This window comes from Streptomyces harbinensis, assembly GCF_900116145.1.
Taxonomy (GTDB): Bacteria; Actinomycetota; Actinomycetes; order Streptomycetales; family Streptomycetaceae; genus Streptomyces; species Streptomyces carpaticus.
This window is the reverse complement of record NZ_FPAB01000002.1, coordinates 544,532-561,438: the sequence shown is the minus strand read 5'-3', so window position 1 is coordinate 561,438 and position 16,907 is coordinate 544,532. Positions and strand designations below refer to the sequence as shown.

Below are 16,907 nucleotides of genomic sequence, written 5' to 3'. Positions count from 1 at the left end.
CCGGCTAGTCGCGCCCCAGCGCCCCGACCGCGACCGACGCCGCTTCGGCGATCAGCGCGTTGTCCCAGTCGGCGTCGGGCTCCTCCCGGGTGGAGAACACCGCGAGCACGAGCGGCGGCTCACCGCTGTCCGGCCACAGCACCGCGATGTCGTTGCGCGTGCCGTGCCCACCGCCGCCGGTCTTGTCGCCCACCGTCCAGCCCTCGCCGACGCCGACCCGGATCAGCTCGTCGCCGGTGGTGTTGGTGACCAGCCATTCGGTCAGCTGCGCCCGCTCCGGCTCCGGCAGCACCTCCCCCAGCACGTAGCCGGCCAGGTTCCCGGCGAACGCCTCCGGAGTGGTGGTGTCCCGTTCGTCGCCGGGCACCGCCTCGTTCAGCTCGGTCTCCCAGCGCTCCATCCGCGTCACGTCGTCGCCGAGCCCGGCCAGCCGCTCCTGGAGCCCGGCCGGGCCGCCGATCGTGTCCCACAGCAGGTTGGCGGCGGCGTTGTCGCTGTAGCGGACGGTGGCGTCGCACAGGTCCGACTTGCTCATGCCACCCTCCGCCAGCCGCTCCTCGGTGATCGGCGAGTTGGGCAGCAGATCCTCCTCGCCGTACGGGATCACCTCGTCCATGCCCGCCAGGCCGTACTCCTCCAGGACCGCCCCGCACAGCAGCGCCTTGAAGGTGGAGGCGTAGGCGAACCGTTCGTCCTCCCGGTAGCCGATCTCCTCCCCGCTCCCGGTGTCCAGCGCGTACACGCCCAGCCGCGCGTCGTAGGCGTCCTCAAGGCGGGCGAACTCCCCGGCCGGGTCCTCGGCGGTGTCCGCCACCACCGCCGCGGGGCCGGCGGTGTCCGCCGCGCCGGCCCCGGTCTCCCCCGTGCCGCAGCCCACCAGCGGTACCAGCACCAGCGCGCCGATCAGCGCCGCCGGCAGCCGTCCCCGCCCGTATCCGCGTCCTCGCATCCGGTCATCCCCTTCGCTTCCGCGGGCAGGGCCTCTCCCCGTCCGCGAGCCCCACCCTGCCGCCGCCGGCTCATGCCGTCCAAGACCCGAATGCGCGGTTCGATGCCGAAGTGGCATAGGGTCGGCCGCATGGATCTGGTCGGTGCCTGCCGCGCCTTCGTGAAGGTGAGTGAACGCGGCAGCTTCACAGTGGGCGCGGCAGCCGCCCGCATGGCGCAGTCGGTCGCCAGCCGCCGGATCGCCGCGCTGGAGAAGCACCTGGGCGAGCCCCTGCTGGAGCGCACCGCCCGCCGGGCCACGCTCACCCCCTTCGGCCGGGACCTGCTGCCGCACGCCCGCCGGCTCGTCCAGCTCGCCGATCTGCTGGAGCACGAGGCCGAGACCGCCAAGCGCCGCCCCTTCCGGCTGGCCGTCCCGGACAGCTGCCCGCCCGGCGCGCTGGCCCGGCTGATCGCCGCGGCCCGCCGGCACGAGCTGATCCTGGAGCCCCGGCCGCTGCCGCCGGCCGAACGCGCCGAGCGGGTGCGGGTCCAGGAGGTACGGGCCGCCCTGGTGGCCGTCCCCGCGGACGAGGCGGTGTGGACCGTACCGCTGGGCCTGGCCCAGACCGCCGAGCCCTCCGGCGCCCGCATCCATCTGGAGACCCTGCGGGCCGGGCGCACCGACCGTGAGCCGCCCCGCCGGGTGTGGCTCCAGCCGGAGGACGAGGTGCCGCACGTGCGGGATCCGCTCGGCCGGCTGCGGGACGCGGTGGGGCTGCGCCCGGCGCAGGTGCGGTCCGCGTCCTCCCTGGCGGCGGCCACCGCCGAGGTGCTGGGTTCGCGGGATCTGCTGCTGTGCTCGGCGGCCCAGGCCGGCGAACTCGGGCTGTGCTGGCGCCCGCTGGGCGAGACCGCGCTGGTGCGCGGCTACGACGTGGCCGCCACGGTGCGGGCCGACGGCGACCGGATCCGTACCCTCCTGGGCGACGACGTCGCGCACTGTCTGGGGGCCGACACCGCGCGGGAGGCGCGAGGATGAACGACGAGCGGCTGCTGCGCGAGCTGCGTGACCTGCTGCGGGACGGCGGGCTGCGCGGCTCGTTCCTGGTGCGGGATCTTGCCACCGGGGAGGAACTGGGCATCGACCCCGACCGGGAGCTGCCCGTCGCCTCCCTGGTGAAGATCCCGCTGGCCATCGCGACCCTGGAGCGGGTCAGACGCGGCGAGCTGGACGCCACCCGGCAGATCGAGGTGGCGCCGGGACGGGTGACCTCGCCCGGGCCGACCGGGTTGAGCCGGTTCCGGCACCCGGCCCGGATGGCGGTCGAGGATCTGCTGTATCTGGGCCTGTCCATCAGCGACAGCACCGCGGCCGACGCGCTGTTCGCGCTGACCCCGCCCGCCGAGGTGGCGCGGATCCTGGGCGAGCTGGGCCTGGAGGGCATCAAGGTGCGGCATCCGATGGGTGATCTGGAGGACACCCCGGTGGAGCGGCTGGGTCCGCAACAGGCGCGGCTGGCGCAGGAACTGGTGATCGCGGCGGCCGGCAGCGGCCCGGGCCATCCGGTGCCGCAGCTCGACCTCGCGCGGGCCAACACGGGGACGGCCAGGGCGTTCACCGACCTGCTCCAGGCGCTGTGGACGCCTTCGGCGATCGATCCGGCGAGTGCCGCCCGGATACGGGAGCTGATGGGCGCCAACCTGCTGCGGCAGCGCCTGGCCCCCGACTTCAGCTCGGACGCCGCCCTGTGGTCGTCGAAGACCGGGACGCTGCTGCATCTGCGGCACGAGTCGGGGGTGGTGGAGCACGCGGACGGGCAGGTGTTCGCGGTGACCGCGCTCACCGAGTCGCGGGTGGCGGCGGGGCGGCAGCCGGAGGCGGAGGCGCTGATGGGCCGGGTGGCGCGGGCGCTGCGCGATCAGCTGCGGCAGGGCTGATCCCGCCGGGCCCTGCGGGTCCGTGACGGTGTGTCGTTCCGATGGATCGTGTCGTGGACCGGCGGTTCCTCCGGGGACCCTGGCCGAGCCATCGAGATGTGCAGGAATCTAGAGACTTTATTGACTTCTCGTGATCGCCTCCTTAGGTTGGGCACAGCCGAAGACTGCGGGGGGTGGGGCCCTCGGGGTCCGGTAGCCGGACCGATGGCCGGCGACGCTTCCCGGCGAATCACGCGCCACCCGGCGCTCGGAACCGCGCGGGCCTCCCCCTGCCCTCGCGTCCCGACCCGGCAGGACCCGCCACGGCAGCCCCTTCCATCCGACCGACGGAGGTCCTCCCATGACCACGCAACTACCGCTGCGCCTGCACCACTACGGCTGGACCGTCGACGACCAGGAGGCCAACCGGCAGTTCTACGAGGAGGTGATCGGCCTGCCGCTGATCGCCACCTGGACCGAGATCGAGTCGATCAACGGGACCGAGTACGCGCTGTGCCATACCTTCTACGGTCTGGCCGACGGCAGTGCACTGGCCTTCTTCCAGTTGGCCGACCCGCGGGCCCAGCAGCAGTTCCACACCGAGATCAACCCCACTCCGATGCGCCACATCGCCCTGAAGGTGGAGCAGGAGACCCAGGACGCGATCCGCGAACGCCTCACCGAGGCCGGCTACACGGAGCCCGGCACGTTCGTCGTCGACCACGGCTACTGCGTCTCGCTCTACACCGTGGACCCGAACGGGCTGCACCTCGAATTCACCGTGGACCACCCCGACGTGGAACGCATCAACGCCGAACGGCTCCGCACGGCACACGCCGACCTCGCCCGCTGGCTCGGGGGTGACCACTCCAGCAACAACCCGTGGCGCGCCGGAGCGAATTGACGCCGTCCGGCACCGGCACCTTCCGCGCCTCGACCGGGCGCGTCGGCGTCGCGTCCCCGACGCGTCCGGGGGTCAGCCGCGTGCTTCGAGAGGAACGGCTGCCGCGCTCAGCTCGTCGGTGGTGCGCTGGATGTGCTGGGCGATCAGGCACATCGCGGTCACCTCGTCGCGGGCGATGACGGCGTCCAGGATCTGCCGGTGTTCCAGGGCGATGTCGCGGTCCGGGTCCGGGGCGGCCGCCCCGGACCACCACCGGTAGAGCGAAGCGGCTTCCCGCAGCGAGGTGGCGACGGACAGGAGCGTTCCGTTCCGGCAGCCTCGCAGGGTCGCGGCGTGGAAGGCCTCGTGCGCGTCGACCCACTCCTCGTTGATCTTCCCGGCCCGCGTCGTCCTGGGGGTCCGGGCGAGCGTGTGGTGCGCGGCGATCACCGAGGATTCCCATGGCAGGTCACCCTGCGCGATCGCCCGGCGTACGACCAGGGCCTCGATCTCGACCCTGGCTTCGGTGAGCTCGTGGAGGTCGGCCAGGCTCAGTGCGCGAACCCGGAAGCCCTGCTGCGGCAGGGCCACGGCCAGGCCCTGCTCGGCCAGGCGCACGAGAGCCTCCCGGACCACCGACTGACTGACCGTGAAGCGGTTGGCCAAATCGACGAAACGCAGGCGGGAACCGGGTGGGAGCGTGCCGTGCAGGATCTCCCCGCGGACCTTCTCGTAGACAAGCTCGGACCGGGTCGTCGGGATTCGGCTGGCCATGAACCCGATACTAGCCGGGGCCAGGAATCCCCTGGAATCTCGCGATATCGGGTGCCGCGCCGGTCAGGAGCGCGGCACGCCCAGCCCTTCGACCACGGTCGTCCCGGGCAGGGCGCCCAGCGCCTTGCCGGGCAGGATGATCTTGCCGCGGCGGTTGCCGCTGCCGATCAGTACCCAGGGCAGGTCGGCCGCCGCCGCGTCCACCAGCAGCGGCCAGCCGGCCGGCAGCCCGATGGGGGTGATGCCGCCGTACTCCATGCCACTGCTCTCCACGGCGGTGTCCATCGGCGCGAACGACGCCTTGCGGGCGCCCAGGTGGCGGCGCACCGCACCGTTGACGTCGAGCCGGGCGGTGGCGGGCACCACGGCCGCCGCCAGGGTCGTCTCGCCGCCCCGCTTCCCGGCGACCACCACGCAGTTGGCCGAGGTCCGGTCCAGGTCGGCGCCGTAGGTCGCCACGAACACCGCGGTGTCGGCCTTCTCCGGGTCGGTGTCCACGAACAGCACCTGCTCGACCGGGACCGGGCCGGCCCAGGCCCGCAGGGCGGCGAGGACCGGGGCGGGCAGCAGGTCCGGGCACTCGATGGCCGGGCGGGCGTCGTCGAAGTCTCCGATGGGGGCGCGCATGGCGGCACCCTAGCAAGGCGGCACGGGCGGCGCGGCGCCCCTCGGGGTCAGGCCGAGGGCACCGAGACGGCCATCATGAACTCCACCGGTTCCGGGCCGTCGTTGCGGTAGCTGTGCGCCACATGGGATTCGTAGGAGGCCGAGGCGCCCGCCGGCACCGGGTGGTCCTCGCCGTCCAGGACGAGGGTGAGCACCCCGGCGGTGACGTGGACGAGCTCGCTGGTGCCCACCGGGTGCGGGTCGGAGTCGCTGCCCTCGCCCGGCATCAGCCGCCAGCGCCACAGTTCCAGCGGTCCGGGGGCCTCCGTCCCGGCGAGCAGGGTGCTGTGGCTGCCGGCCTCGGTGGACCACAGCCGGACGGCCTGGTCGCCGGTCACCACGCGGACGGCGGGGCCGCGGTCGAAGTCCAGGAGTGTGGTGATGCTCACCCCGAGCGCATCGCCGACCTTCACCACGGTGCCGACGCTGGGGTTGGTCCTGGCCTGTTCGATCTGGATGAGCATGCCCCGGCTGATGCCGGCGCGGGCGGCGAGCGCGTCGAGGGTGAAGCCGCGTTCGGTGCGCAGCCGGCGCAGGTTGCGGGCGAGTGACTGGGTGAACTGATCGAGGTCGGTCACAGGCGGGCGGCCTCTCCACGGGGCGGGCGGGACGGGGCTGGGCGGACCGGGGTGCGTGCGGTGCGGGACGCCGGGGCCGGGGGAGACCACCGGAGTCACATATTCTGCATCGCAGAGTGCAACAGAATGAGCTACAGTACGCCGGTCCCCTCCGTTCAACACACTGTACTGCGAGGTCATCGATGGTAGCCCTGGCCCTGGTCACCAGCCTGCTGTGGGGGCTGTCCGACTTCGGTGGCGGGCTCCTGTCGCGACGCACCCCGCCGCTCACCGTCGTCGTGGTCTCGCAGGGGCTCTCCGCACTGGTGCTCGGCGTGGTGGTGGCCGCCACCGGCGCCTGGAGCGCGGTGGGGCCCGGGCTGTGGTTCGCGGCGGCGGCCGGGGTCATCGGCCCCGCCGCCATGCTGTGCTTCTACCGGGCGCTGGCCCACGGACCGATGGGGGTGGTCTCGCCGCTGGCCGCCACCTCCGTGACCGTACCGATCGGGGTGGCGCTGCTGCTGGGCGAGCGACCGCAGCCCGTGCAGTACACCGGGATCGCCATCGCCCTGCTCGGCGTGGTGCTGGCCGGCGGCCCGCAGCTGCGCGGGGCGCGGGTGCAGCGCCGCACCGTGGCCCTGGCCCTGGTCTCGGCGGCCGGATTCGGCGCGGTGCTGGTGCTCATCGTGCACGCCTCCACCACCGTGCTCGGACTGCTCCTCGCGCTCTTCGTCCAGCGGGTGTGCAGCGTAGCGGTGGGCGGCGCCGCACTGTACGCGGCGGCGCGGCGCGGCGATCCCATCCTGCCGGGCGGCGGCCGGCGCGGACTGCTGACCGCGCTCCCGGCCCTCGCCTTCGTCGGGGTGGCGGACGTCGCGGGCAACGCCACCTACGCGCTGGCGGCCTGGATCGGACCGGTGACGGTCGCCGCCGTCCTGGCCTCCCTCGACCCGCTGATCACGGCGACGGCCGCGCGCGGGGTGCTGCGCGAGCGGCTGCGTCTGGTCCAGGCGGCCGGTGCCGGGCTGGCGATGACGGGGACGCTGCTCCTGGCGTCGGGGTAGCCCTCTATTCTCCTGTGTCATGAGGCCAGAAGGACAGCCGCCGCAGGGCGGCCCGCCGACCGCGGGCGGATACCCGTACGCGTGGCAGGGCCCGGGGTACGCGCCGACCGCGGTCACCTCGCCCCCGCCCCGCCGCCCTCGCCGGACGCGGACGGTGCTCACCGTGGTGCTGGCCGCGGCCGTGGTGGCCGCCGCGGCGGCCACCACGGCGCTGGTCCTGCGCGGCGGTGACGGGGCGTCGGACGGCGGCGGCGAGGAGCACCCGGTGGGCGCACGCCCGGCCCCCGATGATCCGCGCCGTTCCATGGTCGAGAAGCCGGACCCGGTGGTGGCGCCCGACTGGCGGGTGCAGACGAACGCCGACAAGCACAGCGCGTTCGACGTACCGCCCGAGTGGAAGACCAACTCCGAGGACACCTACGTCGGGTACAACGACGACCGGGAGGGCGCCGAACCCGGGACCCTGCTGGTGGCCATGAGCGGGCCCAGCGAGTACCTGTACGGCTGGTGCGCCGAGGCGGACAACCCCAGCGCCCGGTCGATGGCCGGCACCAAGGCGGGCCAGGGCGCCTCGGGCACCGAGGAGGCCGCCCGCAACGAGGCGATGAACTGGGTACTGGCCGCCTACGACCAGGAGCAGCTGGGCACCTTCGAGATCACCGAGCCCGAGCCGTTCACCAGCGAACACGGCATCACCGGGCACACCGTGACCGCCACGGTCACCGATCTGGCCGAGAACCGGCACGAGCCGTGCGAGGCGCCGGAGGGCGGCAAGGCCGTCACCTTCTCCTTCATCGACGCCCAGGGGGACCTGGCCACCTGGGTGCTGCTGACCGACACCGGCTTCCCGGAGGAGCCGTCCCAGGAGACGATCGACGCGATGATGAACAGCCTGCGGCCGTACGCCGTCGACTAGGTCCGTTGTCCGGGGAGGCACCGAGCGCCCCTACCCGTCCCCCGGCTCAGCCGACGCCGAACGCCCCGGCCGGCGGCAACGGCGAGGGCCGGGCCTCCCCGTCCGGGACCGGGCTGGCGTCGCCGGTCAGCCGCACCAGCTCGCCGCCCGCCACCAGCCGGGCCGGGAACGGGTCGGCGGCCAGCCGCCGGGCGAGACCGTCGGGCGGCAGGGGCGCGGCGGCGGAGGCCAGCAGGACGAGGTTGCCGAACCGCCGGCCGCGCAGCACGGCCGGTTCGGCGATCAGGCACAGGTTCCCGAAGACGGCGGCGAGCGTGGCGAGCTGGGAGCGCAGAAACCCGAACGGCGCGGCGTCGGCGAGGTTGACGGCGTAGTGACCGCCTGGCCGCAGCGCGCGGGCGGCGGCCCGGGCGCAGCCGAGCGTGGTCATCGGCCCGGGGATGCGGGAGCGGTCGAAGACGTCGGCGACCACCAGGTCGTACCCGCCGGGCGGCGCCGCCGTCAGTTGCTCCCGGGCGTCGCCGACCAGGACCTCGACGGGTTCGCCGGGCGGCAGCGGCAGGTGTTCGGCGATCAGCGCGGCGAGCGGGCCGTCCGCCTCGACGACCCGCTGCCGGGAGCCGGGGCGGGTGGCGGCGGCGTACCGGGGCAGGGTGAGCGCGCCGCCGCCCAGGTGCAGGAGGTCCAGGGGCCGGCCCGTCGGGGCCACGGTGTCCAGCACATGGCCGAGCCGGCGGGTGTACTCGAACTCCAGGTGGGTGGGGTCCCGCAGATCGACGTACGACTGCGGGGCCCCGTCGACCGTCAGCAGCCGGCCGCCGTCCCGGTCGAGGTCGGGCAGCAGCCGGGCGGTGCCGAACCTCACCGGCCGGACCACCGGGATCGCCTCGTGCTCACTCATCCGGCCATTGTCCCCGGCCGGCGCCGCCCCTCGGGGGGTGGCCCGGACAGCGGTCCGGGCCACCCCCCGGGCGCGGCGGTCGTCAGACGGTGCCGACCGCGGTGATCCGGCCCGCGCCCACCGTGCGCCCGCCCTCGCGGATCGCGAAGCCGAGACCGGACTCCAGCGGTACCGCGTGGCCCAACTCGACCGTCATGGTGACGGTCTCCCCGGGCAGCGCCATCCCGCCGTCCGGCAGCGTGATGTCCCCGACCACATCCGCCGTGCGCAGGTAGAACTGCGGCCGGTAGCCGCTGGTGACGCCGGTGCGCCGGCCGCCCTCCGCCGCCGGGAGCAGCCGCGTCTGCGCGGTGAAGGTCCGGCGCGGGGTGACGCTGCCGGGCCTGGCCACGATGTCGCCGCGGCGTACCGCGTCCCGGGGGACGCCGCGCAGCAGCAGCGCCACGTTGTCCCCGGCCCGGGCGTCCGTCATCGGCTTGCCGAACGTCTCCACGCCGGTGACGACCGTCTCGGTCCCGGTGCCGCCCACCAGGTGCACCCGGTCGCCGACCCGCACCGTGCCGCGCTCGACGGCGCCGGTGACGACCGTGCCGCGTCCGGTGATGGTCAGCACGTTCTCCACCGGCAGCAGGAACGGCGCGTCCACATACCGTTCGGGCACCGGCACGAAGGTGTCCACCGCGTCGAGCAGCGCCTCGATCGCCGCGCTCCAGCGCGCCTCGCCGCGCAGGGCGCCGAGGCCGGACACCCGCACGACGGGGAGGAGTTCGCCCGCGTAGCCGTGCGCGGTGAGCAGTTCGCGCACCTCCAGCTCGACCAGGTCCATCAGGTCCGGGTCGCCGACGTCGGCCATGGTCATGGCGACCACGATGTGCTCGACGCCGACCTGCCGGGCGAGCAGGACGTGCTCGGCGGTCTGCGGCATCACGCCGTCGGTGGCGGAGACCACCAGGATCGCGCCGTCCAGTTGGGCGGCGCCGGTGACCATGTTCTTGATGTAGTCGGCGTGCCCGGGCATGTCGACGTGGGCGTAGTGCCGGGTGTCCGTCTCGTACTCGATGTGCGTGAGGGTGATGGTGATGCCCCGGGCGGCCTCCTCCGGGGCCTTGTCGATGCGCTCGAACGGGACGAAGGTGCCGGTGCCGTGGTCGCTGAGGACCTTGGTGATGGCGGCGGTCAGCGTCGTCTTGCCGTGGTCGACGTGGCCCATGGTGCCGATGTTGAGGTGGGGCTTGGTGCGGGTGTATGCCTGCCTGGGCATGGTCTCTTCCTTCGCGGCTGCGCCGGTGCGGCGCCGGCCGGGAGCGGTCGTCCCGGCCGGCGCGCGGACCCCGTGATCCCGCCGACCCTCCCCCTGCGGGGTCCGCGGTGCGATCCGGGAAGGGTCAGCGTCGGGCGCCGTCCGTCAGGTGCGACAGGAAGAGGGCAGCCCGCGTCGGGTCCGCTGCTGCGGACCGTGCTGCGAGGACGGGCTGCCGGTACATGGGCACCATGGTGGCCCGCCGGGGCGGGCGTGTCGAAGGGTTTTCCGGGTCAGGAGGCCGCGGACCCGGCCAGGTTGGGGATCCGCCAGTCGATCGGGGTGTGGCCCTGTGCGGCGACGGCCGCGTCGATCTGGGTGAAGGGCCGCGAGCCGTAGAACTTCTTCGCCGACAGCGGGGAGGGGTGGGCGCCCTGGACGACCACGTGCCGGCCGGTGTCGATCAGCGGCAGCTTCTTCTTGGCGTAGTTCCCCCACAGGACGAAGACGGCCGGGTCGGGGCGGGCGTCCACCGCGCGGATCACCGCGTCGGTGAACGTCTCCCAGCCCTTGCCCTTGTGCGAGTTGGCCTCGCCCTCGCGCACGGTGAGCACGGCGTTGAGCAGCAGCACGCCCTGCTCGGCCCACGGCATCAGATAGCCGTTGTCGGGGATGGGGTGGCCCAGCTCGCTGTGCAGTTCCTTGTAGATGTTGCGCAGCGAGGGCGGGATCCGTACCCCGGGGCGCACCGAGAAGCACAGGCCGTGGCCCTGGCCGCGCCCGTGGTACGGGTCCTGGCCGAGGATCAGCACCTTCACCCGGTCGTACGGGGTGGCCTCCAGGGCGGCGAAGACCTCCTCGCGGGGCGGGAACACCGGGCCGCGGGCCCGCTCCTCCTCGACGAACTCGGTCAGCTCCTTGAAGTAGGGCTTGTCCAGTTCTTCGCCGAGCGGGCCCTGCCAGGATGCGGGCAGCATGCCGATCACGTCGCGACCTCCGATGGTGCGCCAGGAGTTGTTACGCGCACGAACGTACCGGGTGCCACTGACAACCGCCGCCCGCGCCCGTTCAGTTCAGCGGGCCGCCGGCCACGTACAGCACCTGGCCGGAGACGAACCCGGCCTCCTCGGCGGTGAAGAAGGCGATCGCGCGGGCCACGTCGTCGGGGACACCGACCCGCTGCACGGCGGTCTTCGCCGCCGCCGCCTCCTGGAAGTCGTCGAAGCCGACGCCGACCCGGGCGGCGGTGGCGGCGGTCATGTCGGTGACGATGAAGCCCGGGGCGACCGCGTTGGCGGTGATGCCGAACTTGCCCAGTTCCTTGGCGAGGGTCTTGGTGAAGCCCTGGAGCCCGGCCTTGGCCGCCGCGTAGTTGGCCTGGCCGCGATTGCCGAGCGCGGAGGACGAGGAGAGGCTGACGACCCGGCCGAAGCCGGCCGCCACCATGTACGTCTGGCAGGCGCGGGTCATGAGGAACGCGCCGCGCAGATGGACGCCCATCACACTGTCCCAGTCGGCGTCGGTCATCTTGAACAGCAGGTTGTCGCGCAGCACCCCGGCGTTGTTGACGAGGACGACGGGCGGCCCGAGTTCGGCGGCGACCCGGTCCACGGCGTCGCGGACCTGGTCGGTGTCGGAGACGTCGCAGCCCACGGCGAGCGCGGTGCCGCCCTCGGCGGTGATCTTCTCGACGGTCTCGCCGCAGGCGCCGGGGTCCAGGTCGAGGACGCCGACGGCGCGGCCCTGGGCGGCGAGCCGCAGCGCGGTCGCGGCGCCGATGCCCCGGGCCGCTCCGGTGACGATCGCGACCCGCTGCTGAGTGGTGGACATGCTGCGTCTCCTCGCCGTCGAGTGGTGGCCGGGGTGACGCTAGAAGTCGCTCCCCCCGGTGTCAACGGCGCGGCGCGCCCGCTCCCCCGGGCGCTCTCAGCGCACCAGGACGGCCAGCAGCCGGTCGAGTTCGGCGGCCGGGTCGGCGGTCAGTCCGCTGTGCACCGGCCCGGGCTGGACGACGGTGCTGCGCGGCGCGACCAGCCAGCGGAACCGCCGGCCGGGGGCGTCCCCGGCGGCCTGGCCCGCCGTGCTGCCGCCGTCGCAGACCCGTTCGGCGGCGCGCAGGGCGGCCCGTACCCCGGTCAGGTCGACGTCCGGGTCCAGGGCGCGCAGCCGTGCCTCGTCCAGGTGGGTGCGGGCGGCCAGGAAGGCGTGCGCCTGGCTGTAGAGCAGCACGCCCGCGTTGACGCACTCGCCGCGCTCCACCCGGGGGACGACCCGCAGCAGGGCGTACTCGAAGACCTCGCGCCGGGGCGCCGGGGTGTCGCTCATCGGGCATCGTCCAGGGTGCTGGGGGTGGGCAGGGGGTGGCCGCCGGTGAGCCAGCCGGGCGCCTGGGAGGGCTTGTCGGCGGTGGGCGGGCCCACGGTGATGTGTTCGTGGATGGTACGGGCCCGGGCCGCCAGCACCTCGGCGTACGCGGCGCGCACCGCGTCGGGGGTGTCGAAGCCGTGCTCCCCCTCCAGCCAGGCGTCCGGGACGAGGGCGGTGACCTCGGCGAGCAGCGCGGGGGTGACGAGCGGGGCGAGCGCGGCGGCGGCCTCGGCGATGCGCGGCCCGAACGGGGCCAGGGCGTGGTCGGAGGCGTCGTAGGGCCGCTGGGCCCAGGCGCCGGCGGTGGGCCAGTTGTGGTGCCAGATGAGCGCGGCGCCGTGGTCGATGAGCCACAGGTCGCCGTGCCAGACCAGCAGGTTGGGGTTGCGCCAGGAGCGGTCGACGTTGCCGATGAGGGCGTCGAACCACACCACCCGCCCGGCCTCCTCGGCGCCGACCTCGTAGGCGAGCGGGTCGAACCCGAGCGACCCGGGCAGGAAGTCCATGCCGAGGTTGAGCCCGCCGCTGGCCTTCAGCAGTTCCTGCACCTCCTGGTCCGGCTCGGCGCGGCCGACCACCGGGTCCAGTTCCATGCGCACGAGTTCGGGCACCCGCAGCCCGAGCCGGCGGGCGAGTTCGCCACAGATCACCTCGGCGACCAGGGTCTTGCGGCCCTGCCCGGCACCGGTGAATTTCATGACGTAGGTGCCCAGGTCGTCGGCCTCGACGATCCCGGGCAGCGATCCCCCCTCCCGCAAGGGGGTGACATAGCGGGTGGCGAACGTTTCGCGCAGCATTCCCCCAGGTTATCGGGGTCAGGTGTTCCCGTTGAGCGCGGCGGCGGTCAGGATGTGGCCGGCGACGCCCCAGCCGCCGTCGGTGACCTCGTCGACCAGGACAACGGTGGTGGGGCGGGCCCGCTCTCCGTAGATCTCCGCGTACAGATCCGTGGTGCGTTCGACGATCTTCTGCTTGTCCTCGGCGGTGACCGTGCCGGCCGGGACCTTGAAGTGGGCGAAAGGCATGACGGTTTCTCCTTGGGTGGTTGCTTCCGGGTTCGGGTGGCGGGACGCTTCCGGGGCGACCGCCCCGGGGTTCGGTGGTGTTCTCAGACCATTCCGCCGTTGGCACGCAGGACCTGGCCGTTCACCCAGCGTCCCGCCGGGCCGGCGAGGAAGGCGACCACCTGGGCGATGTCCTCGGGGGTGCCCAGCCGCTCCAGGGGCGGGGTCTTGGCGAGCCGGTCGATCTCCTGATCCGTCTTGCCTTCGAAGAACAGGTCGGTGGCGGTGGGGCCCGGGGCGACGGTGTTCACGGTGATGTCCCGGCCGCGCAGTTCCCGGGCCAGGATCAGGGTGAGCGATTCGACCGCCGCCTTGCTCGCCGCGTACGCGCCGTAGGCCGGAAACCGGGTGCCGACCACGGAGGTCGAGAATCCCACGAACGAGCCGCCCGCACGCAGCCGCCTGGCGGCCTGCTGGGCGGTGACGAAGGCACCGCGGATGTTGGTGCGGTGCAGGGCGTCGAGGACCTCCAGGTCGAGGTCGGCGATCGGCGACAGGGCGAGCCGGCCGGCGCAGTTCACCACGACGTCCACGCCGCCGAATTCCCGCTCCGTCCGATCGAACAACGCGGCGACCGCGTCTTCGTCCGCCACGTCCGCCGGTACGCCGATCGCCCGTCCCCCGGCGGTGGTGATGGCCGACACCGTCTCCTCGGCGGCCGACGCGTCGTGGGCGTAGTTCACCACGACGGCCAGGCCGTCCCGGGCGAGCCGGCCGGAGACCGCCCGGCCGATGCCGCGCGATCCGCCGGTGACGACAGCGACCCGTGCGGTTGCCGGGGAAGAACGGTGTGCGGTGTGGTTCGGTGTCATGCCCTTCACGATGCGGCGCCCCGGCCGGCGGAACCAGGGGATGTCATCCCCTGGGTCGGCGGCCGGGCCCGGCGCAGAATGGACGGCATGGGTTCTGTGCGACACACCGAGCTGGGGGCGTTCCTGCGCTCGCGGCGCGAACGCATCCGGCCGGCCGATGTGGGGCTTCCGCACGGGCCGCGCCGCCGGGTCCCGGGGCTGCGCCGGGACGAGGTGGCCCAGCTCGCCGGGGCGTCGGTGGATTACTACAACGAGCTCGAACGCGGCGCCGGGTCCCAGCCCTCGGAGCAGATGATCGCCGCCCTGGCGCGGGCGCTGCGGCTGACCGCCGACGAGCGGGACTACCTGTACCATCTGGCCGACCGTCCGGTGCCCGCGCACGGCGGAGCCGCCTCGCACGTCCATCCCGGCATGCTCGACCTGCTCGGCCGGGTGACCTCCACCCCGGCGCAGGTGATCACCGATCTGCATGTCACGCTCGTGCAGAACCCGTTGGCGGTGGCGCTGCTCGGGGACCACTCCGCTTTCCGGGGAGCCCGGGCCAGCTTCATCCACCGGTGGTTCACCGAGCCGGAGGCCCGGCGGCTCTATCCCGAGGCCGATCACGCCGGCCAGTCCCGGATCCTCGTCGCCGACCTACGGGCAGCGGCTGCCCGGCGGGATGCCAGGGATACCGAGGCGGGCTCGATGATCAGTACGCTCCTCGGCCTCTCCCCCGAGTTCGCCGCCCTGTGGGCCGACCACGACGTGGCCGTCCGGCGGGAGGACCGCAAGCGGCTCAACCACCCGGCTCTCGGCCTGGTCGAGGTCAACTGCCTCAACCTGTTCAGCGAGGACGGCCGGCAGCGGCTGCTGTGGTTCACCCCGGCGGTCGGCACCGGCAGCGGCGATCTCCTCGATCTGCTGGCCGTGCTGGGCACCCAGGCGGTCAGCGGCCCGGGCCGCTGACCGCATCTGCCGGCGGACCGACCGCGCCGGCCGGCCCGATGCCCGCCGGGTGGACAGCGCACCGAGCCGGCGCCCTGGGGTCGCCGCGCCCGTGCCCGGGGGTTGCCGCCGGTACGCTCGGGGGGTGACCGAGCACCCGAGACCGGAGGAGCGGCGGCCTCCCAACGACGGGCCGCGGGCCGCCGCCCGTAATCGCGCCGCGCTCCTCGTCGCCGCCCGCGAGGTGTACGCGGAGCAGGGGCTGAACGCCCCGCTGTCCGCGATCGCGCGGCGGGCCGGGGTCGGGCAGGGCGTGCTGTACCGGCATTTCCCCGATCGGTCGGCGGTGGCCGCCGCCGTGCTGGAGGAGAACGTGCAGCAGGTGGAGCAGGCCGCCGCGGCCCCGGGGGCGACCTTGTCCGGGGCTCTCGGCGTCGTGTCCTGGCACCTGACCGAATCCGCCGCCTTCATCAGCCTTTTACACGCCGACGAGGTGAACCGGGACTCCGGCACCCACGCGTACGCCCGGTCCCTCTCCGCGCGCGTCGAGCGCGCCCTGCGCGGGTGCCTGCCGGAAGGGCACGGGCTGGCCGGGGACGACGATCTGATGCTCGCCGTGGCCATGGTCGCCGGTGCCGTCACCGGGCCGACGCGCGCGGAGCGGGAGCGCCGCGCGCTGGCGGCCTGGCGGCTGCTGGGGGTCGAGGTGGGGGCCGTTCGGCCCTTCCCTGGGTGAAGCCGGGCGGGCTCAGCCGCCGTTGGACTGCCGGGTGCCCTCGGCCAGTGCCTCGAAGGAGTACAGATAGCCTCCGGCGGGCCCGCTGACGGTCAGATAGGCGGTGGTTCCGCCGGGGACGATCGCGACGTTGGTGGCGGATTCGAGGCCCTGGTGACCGGCCGGGATCTCCACGGTCGCCAGGTGTTCGCCGTGCGGGCTGTACACCAGCATGGCGGGCCTGCCGTGCAGCGCCTGGTAGAGGTTGCCGTCCGCGTCCACGGCGATCGAGTCGGTCTGGGCGATCCCGCCGTCGACATGGACGGCGGTGTGCCGGGAGGCCACGCCGCCCTCGGCGTCGAGGTGGAGGTAGGAGATCCGGTTCTCCAGCAGTTCGCTGATCCACAGTCCGTCGTAACCGGCGTCGAAGGAGATGCCGTTGGTCGCCGCGAGCCCGTCGGCCAGGACCGTGGCCTCCTCGCCGTCCCGGTCGATGCGGACCACGCGGCCGAGCGGTTCGCCCTCCCTCATGCCGCGTGAGTCGCTGAGGTAGAGGTTGCCCTCCGGGTCGAAGGCCAGGTCGTCGGGGTTCATCGGCGCGCCGTCGACGTCGCCGGAGAAGAAGGTGTGCGGGTCGCCGCCGTCCGGCGCGAGGCTGACGACGGCGCCGCCCGCGAAGTCCGTCAGGTAGAGCCGGCCGTCGTACGGGCTGAACTGGGCCGAGGTGTAGGCGCCCCGGTCGTCGGTGTGCAGCGGCTGCGCGGTTTCCTCGTCGAGGTCGACTCGGATGACCTTGGGTTCCCCGGCGGGCGCGGTGACGTCCACGACGAGCAGCCGGCCCTCCTCGTCGAAGGTGGGGCCCTCCAGCAGCGTCATCCCGGTCTGCGGGTGCACCTGTGTCAGCTGCATGACCCGCTGGGCGTGCAGCGTACGTCCCCCGTCGCCCGGGCTCGTGCCCTCCCCCGCCGTCCCGTCGTCCGCCGCGCATCCGGTGAGGGCCAGTGCCCCTGTAGCGGCCAGTGCCGCGAGGGGCCGGATCGTGTGTCGTCGCATCCGGGTCACTCCTTGGGTCCGTTCGGTGCGGATGCCGCTGACCGCCCGGACCAGGTTCCGGGCGGGGTCGGCGGCCCCTAACCGGACAGTGTTGTCCGGTAGGTTGTTAGAGTAGTCGCCG

The 16,907-nt window shown here is 73.7% G+C and carries 20 protein-coding genes; 7 read left to right on the top strand and 13 right to left on the bottom strand.

From position 1 onward, the window contains the following. Nucleotides 1–4: 4 nt before the first annotated feature. The gene (gene bla / locus BM385_RS06845; RefSeq protein ID WP_175542930.1) at nt 5–949 is read right to left on the bottom strand and encodes a class A beta-lactamase; all 945 of its coding nucleotides are present in this window, start codon (nt 947–949) and stop codon (nt 5–7) included. Between the two features lie 129 nt (nt 950–1,078). On the opposite strand from bla, the gene BM385_RS06840 reads away from it, so the two are divergent. The 3 genes from BM385_RS06840 (at nt 1,079) to BM385_RS06830 (ending at nt 3,751) form a co-directional block, all read left to right on the top strand. Further along, on the top strand, nt 1,079–1,969 hold the full coding sequence (locus tag BM385_RS06840) for a LysR family transcriptional regulator (protein WP_093842458.1): 891 nt from the start codon (nt 1,079–1,081) through the stop codon (nt 1,967–1,969). Continuing rightward, nucleotides 1,966–2,868: a serine hydrolase gene (locus BM385_RS06835; protein ID WP_093842457.1), complete on the top strand. Its 903-nt coding sequence runs from the start codon at nt 1,966–1,968 to the stop codon at nt 2,866–2,868. The genes BM385_RS06840 and BM385_RS06835 overlap by 4 nt, the downstream gene beginning before the upstream one ends. A 340-nt stretch (nt 2,869–3,208) precedes the next feature. Beyond that, nucleotides 3,209–3,751 (top strand): VOC family protein, encoded by a 543-nt coding sequence (locus tag BM385_RS06830; RefSeq protein WP_019434661.1) that lies wholly within the window; start codon nt 3,209–3,211, stop codon nt 3,749–3,751. Between the two features lie 72 nt (nt 3,752–3,823). On the opposite strand, the gene BM385_RS06825 is transcribed toward BM385_RS06830, so the two are convergent. The 3 genes from BM385_RS06825 to BM385_RS06815 form a co-directional block, all read right to left on the bottom strand. Further along, nucleotides 3,824–4,504 carry a GntR family transcriptional regulator gene (locus tag BM385_RS06825; protein ID WP_093842456.1) on the bottom strand — a complete coding sequence of 227 codons (681 nt, stop codon included), beginning with the start codon at nt 4,502–4,504 and terminating at the stop codon, nt 3,824–3,826. A 63-nt stretch (nt 4,505–4,567) separates the two neighbouring features. Next, nucleotides 4,568–5,131 (bottom strand): YbaK/EbsC family protein, encoded by a 564-nt coding sequence (locus tag BM385_RS06820; RefSeq protein WP_093842455.1) that lies wholly within the window; start codon nt 5,129–5,131, stop codon nt 4,568–4,570. Nucleotides 5,132–5,178: 47 nt separating this feature from the next. Further along, entirely contained in the window at nt 5,179–5,748 is a 570-nt protein-coding gene (locus BM385_RS06815) for a helix-turn-helix domain-containing protein (RefSeq protein ID WP_093842454.1), read from the bottom strand. Nucleotides 5,749–5,930: 182 nt separating this feature from the next. Here BM385_RS06815 and BM385_RS06810 point away from each other — a divergent pair, with 182 nt between their 5' ends. Next, entirely contained in the window at nt 5,931–6,791 is an 861-nt protein-coding gene (locus tag BM385_RS06810; protein ID WP_093842453.1) for a DMT family transporter, read from the top strand. A gap of 19 nt (nt 6,792–6,810) precedes the next feature. Then, nucleotides 6,811–7,707, top strand: coding sequence for a DUF8017 domain-containing protein (locus BM385_RS06805; RefSeq protein ID WP_139275145.1), 897 nt, complete (start codon nt 6,811–6,813; stop codon nt 7,705–7,707). A 46-nt stretch (nt 7,708–7,753) separates the two neighbouring features. On the opposite strand, the gene BM385_RS06800 is transcribed toward BM385_RS06805, so the two are convergent. The 8 genes from BM385_RS06800 to BM385_RS06765 all read right to left on the bottom strand — a co-directional run bounded on the left by BM385_RS06800 (nt 7,754) and on the right by BM385_RS06765 (nt 14,091). After that, nucleotides 7,754–8,608 (bottom strand): spermidine synthase, encoded by an 855-nt coding sequence (locus tag BM385_RS06800; RefSeq protein ID WP_093842451.1) that lies wholly within the window; start codon nt 8,606–8,608, stop codon nt 7,754–7,756. Between the two features lie 82 nt (nt 8,609–8,690). Then, complete coding sequence (gene tuf, locus BM385_RS06795) at nt 8,691–9,869, bottom strand: elongation factor Tu (protein WP_093842450.1); 1,179 nt, start codon at nt 9,867–9,869, stop codon at nt 8,691–8,693. 272 nt (nt 9,870–10,141) lie between these two features. Next, the gene (gene ung, locus BM385_RS06790) at nt 10,142–10,825 is read right to left on the bottom strand and encodes a uracil-DNA glycosylase (protein ID WP_026047575.1); all 684 of its coding nucleotides are present in this window, start codon (nt 10,823–10,825) and stop codon (nt 10,142–10,144) included. A 91-nt stretch (nt 10,826–10,916) separates the two neighbouring features. After that, nucleotides 10,917–11,678 carry an SDR family oxidoreductase gene (locus BM385_RS06785; RefSeq protein WP_093842449.1) on the bottom strand — a complete coding sequence of 254 codons (762 nt, stop codon included), beginning with the start codon at nt 11,676–11,678 and terminating at the stop codon, nt 10,917–10,919. Between the two features lie 96 nt (nt 11,679–11,774). Next, entirely contained in the window at nt 11,775–12,173 is a 399-nt protein-coding gene (locus BM385_RS06780; protein WP_019434671.1) for a DUF3037 domain-containing protein, read from the bottom strand. Next, complete coding sequence (locus BM385_RS06775) at nt 12,170–13,012, bottom strand: HipA family kinase (protein WP_019434672.1); 843 nt, start codon at nt 13,010–13,012, stop codon at nt 12,170–12,172. The genes BM385_RS06780 and BM385_RS06775 overlap by 4 nt, the downstream gene beginning before the upstream one ends. 18 nt (nt 13,013–13,030) lie before the next feature. After that, nucleotides 13,031–13,240, bottom strand: coding sequence for a 4-oxalocrotonate tautomerase family protein (locus BM385_RS06770; RefSeq protein WP_019434673.1), 210 nt, complete (start codon nt 13,238–13,240; stop codon nt 13,031–13,033). An 83-nt stretch (nt 13,241–13,323) separates the two neighbouring features. Further along, complete coding sequence (locus BM385_RS06765; RefSeq protein WP_019434674.1) at nt 13,324–14,091, bottom strand: SDR family oxidoreductase; 768 nt, start codon at nt 14,089–14,091, stop codon at nt 13,324–13,326. A 78-nt stretch (nt 14,092–14,169) separates the two neighbouring features. On the opposite strand from BM385_RS06765, the gene BM385_RS06760 reads away from it, so the two are divergent. Both BM385_RS06760 and BM385_RS06755 read left to right on the top strand, forming a co-directional pair. Beyond that, nucleotides 14,170–15,039, top strand: coding sequence for a helix-turn-helix transcriptional regulator (locus BM385_RS06760; RefSeq protein ID WP_026047576.1), 870 nt, complete (start codon nt 14,170–14,172; stop codon nt 15,037–15,039). Between the two features lie 124 nt (nt 15,040–15,163). After that, entirely contained in the window at nt 15,164–15,754 is a 591-nt protein-coding gene (locus BM385_RS06755) for a TetR/AcrR family transcriptional regulator (RefSeq protein ID WP_019434676.1), read from the top strand. A 12-nt stretch (nt 15,755–15,766) separates the two neighbouring features. Here the strand turns inward: BM385_RS06755 and BM385_RS06750 are convergent, their stop codons facing one another. Further along, complete coding sequence (locus BM385_RS06750; RefSeq protein WP_093842448.1) at nt 15,767–16,786, bottom strand: SMP-30/gluconolactonase/LRE family protein; 1,020 nt, start codon at nt 16,784–16,786, stop codon at nt 15,767–15,769. Nucleotides 16,787–16,907 lie beyond the last annotated feature (121 nt).

Coding starts and splice junctions, on each gene's coding strand:
- bla (WP_175542930.1), bottom strand. CDS start 949: ATGCGAGGACGCGGATACGGGCGGGGACGGCTGCCGGCGGCGCTGATC.
- BM385_RS06840 (WP_093842458.1), top strand. CDS start 1,079: ATGGATCTGGTCGGTGCCTGCCGCGCCTTCGTGAAGGTGAGTGAACGC.
- BM385_RS06835 (WP_093842457.1), top strand. CDS start 1,966: ATGAACGACGAGCGGCTGCTGCGCGAGCTGCGTGACCTGCTGCGGGAC.
- BM385_RS06830 (WP_019434661.1), top strand. CDS start 3,209: ATGACCACGCAACTACCGCTGCGCCTGCACCACTACGGCTGGACCGTC.
- BM385_RS06825 (WP_093842456.1), bottom strand. CDS start 4,504: ATGGCCAGCCGAATCCCGACGACCCGGTCCGAGCTTGTCTACGAGAAG.
- BM385_RS06820 (WP_093842455.1), bottom strand. CDS start 5,131: ATGCGCGCCCCCATCGGAGACTTCGACGACGCCCGCCCGGCCATCGAG.
- BM385_RS06810 (WP_093842453.1), top strand. CDS start 5,931: ATGGTAGCCCTGGCCCTGGTCACCAGCCTGCTGTGGGGGCTGTCCGAC.
- BM385_RS06805 (WP_139275145.1), top strand. CDS start 6,811: ATGAGGCCAGAAGGACAGCCGCCGCAGGGCGGCCCGCCGACCGCGGGC.
- BM385_RS06800 (WP_093842451.1), bottom strand. CDS start 8,608: ATGAGTGAGCACGAGGCGATCCCGGTGGTCCGGCCGGTGAGGTTCGGC.
- tuf (WP_093842450.1), bottom strand. CDS start 9,869: ATGCCCAGGCAGGCATACACCCGCACCAAGCCCCACCTCAACATCGGC.
- ung (WP_026047575.1), bottom strand. CDS start 10,825: ATGCTGCCCGCATCCTGGCAGGGCCCGCTCGGCGAAGAACTGGACAAG.
- BM385_RS06785 (WP_093842449.1), bottom strand. CDS start 11,678: ATGTCCACCACTCAGCAGCGGGTCGCGATCGTCACCGGAGCGGCCCGG.
- BM385_RS06780 (WP_019434671.1), bottom strand. CDS start 12,173: ATGAGCGACACCCCGGCGCCCCGGCGCGAGGTCTTCGAGTACGCCCTG.
- BM385_RS06775 (WP_019434672.1), bottom strand. CDS start 13,012: ATGCTGCGCGAAACGTTCGCCACCCGCTATGTCACCCCCTTGCGGGAG.
- BM385_RS06770 (WP_019434673.1), bottom strand. CDS start 13,240: ATGCCTTTCGCCCACTTCAAGGTCCCGGCCGGCACGGTCACCGCCGAG.
- BM385_RS06765 (WP_019434674.1), bottom strand. CDS start 14,091: ATGACACCGAACCACACCGCACACCGTTCTTCCCCGGCAACCGCACGG.
- BM385_RS06760 (WP_026047576.1), top strand. CDS start 14,170: ATGGACGGCATGGGTTCTGTGCGACACACCGAGCTGGGGGCGTTCCTG.
- BM385_RS06750 (WP_093842448.1), bottom strand. CDS start 16,786: ATGCGACGACACACGATCCGGCCCCTCGCGGCACTGGCCGCTACAGGG.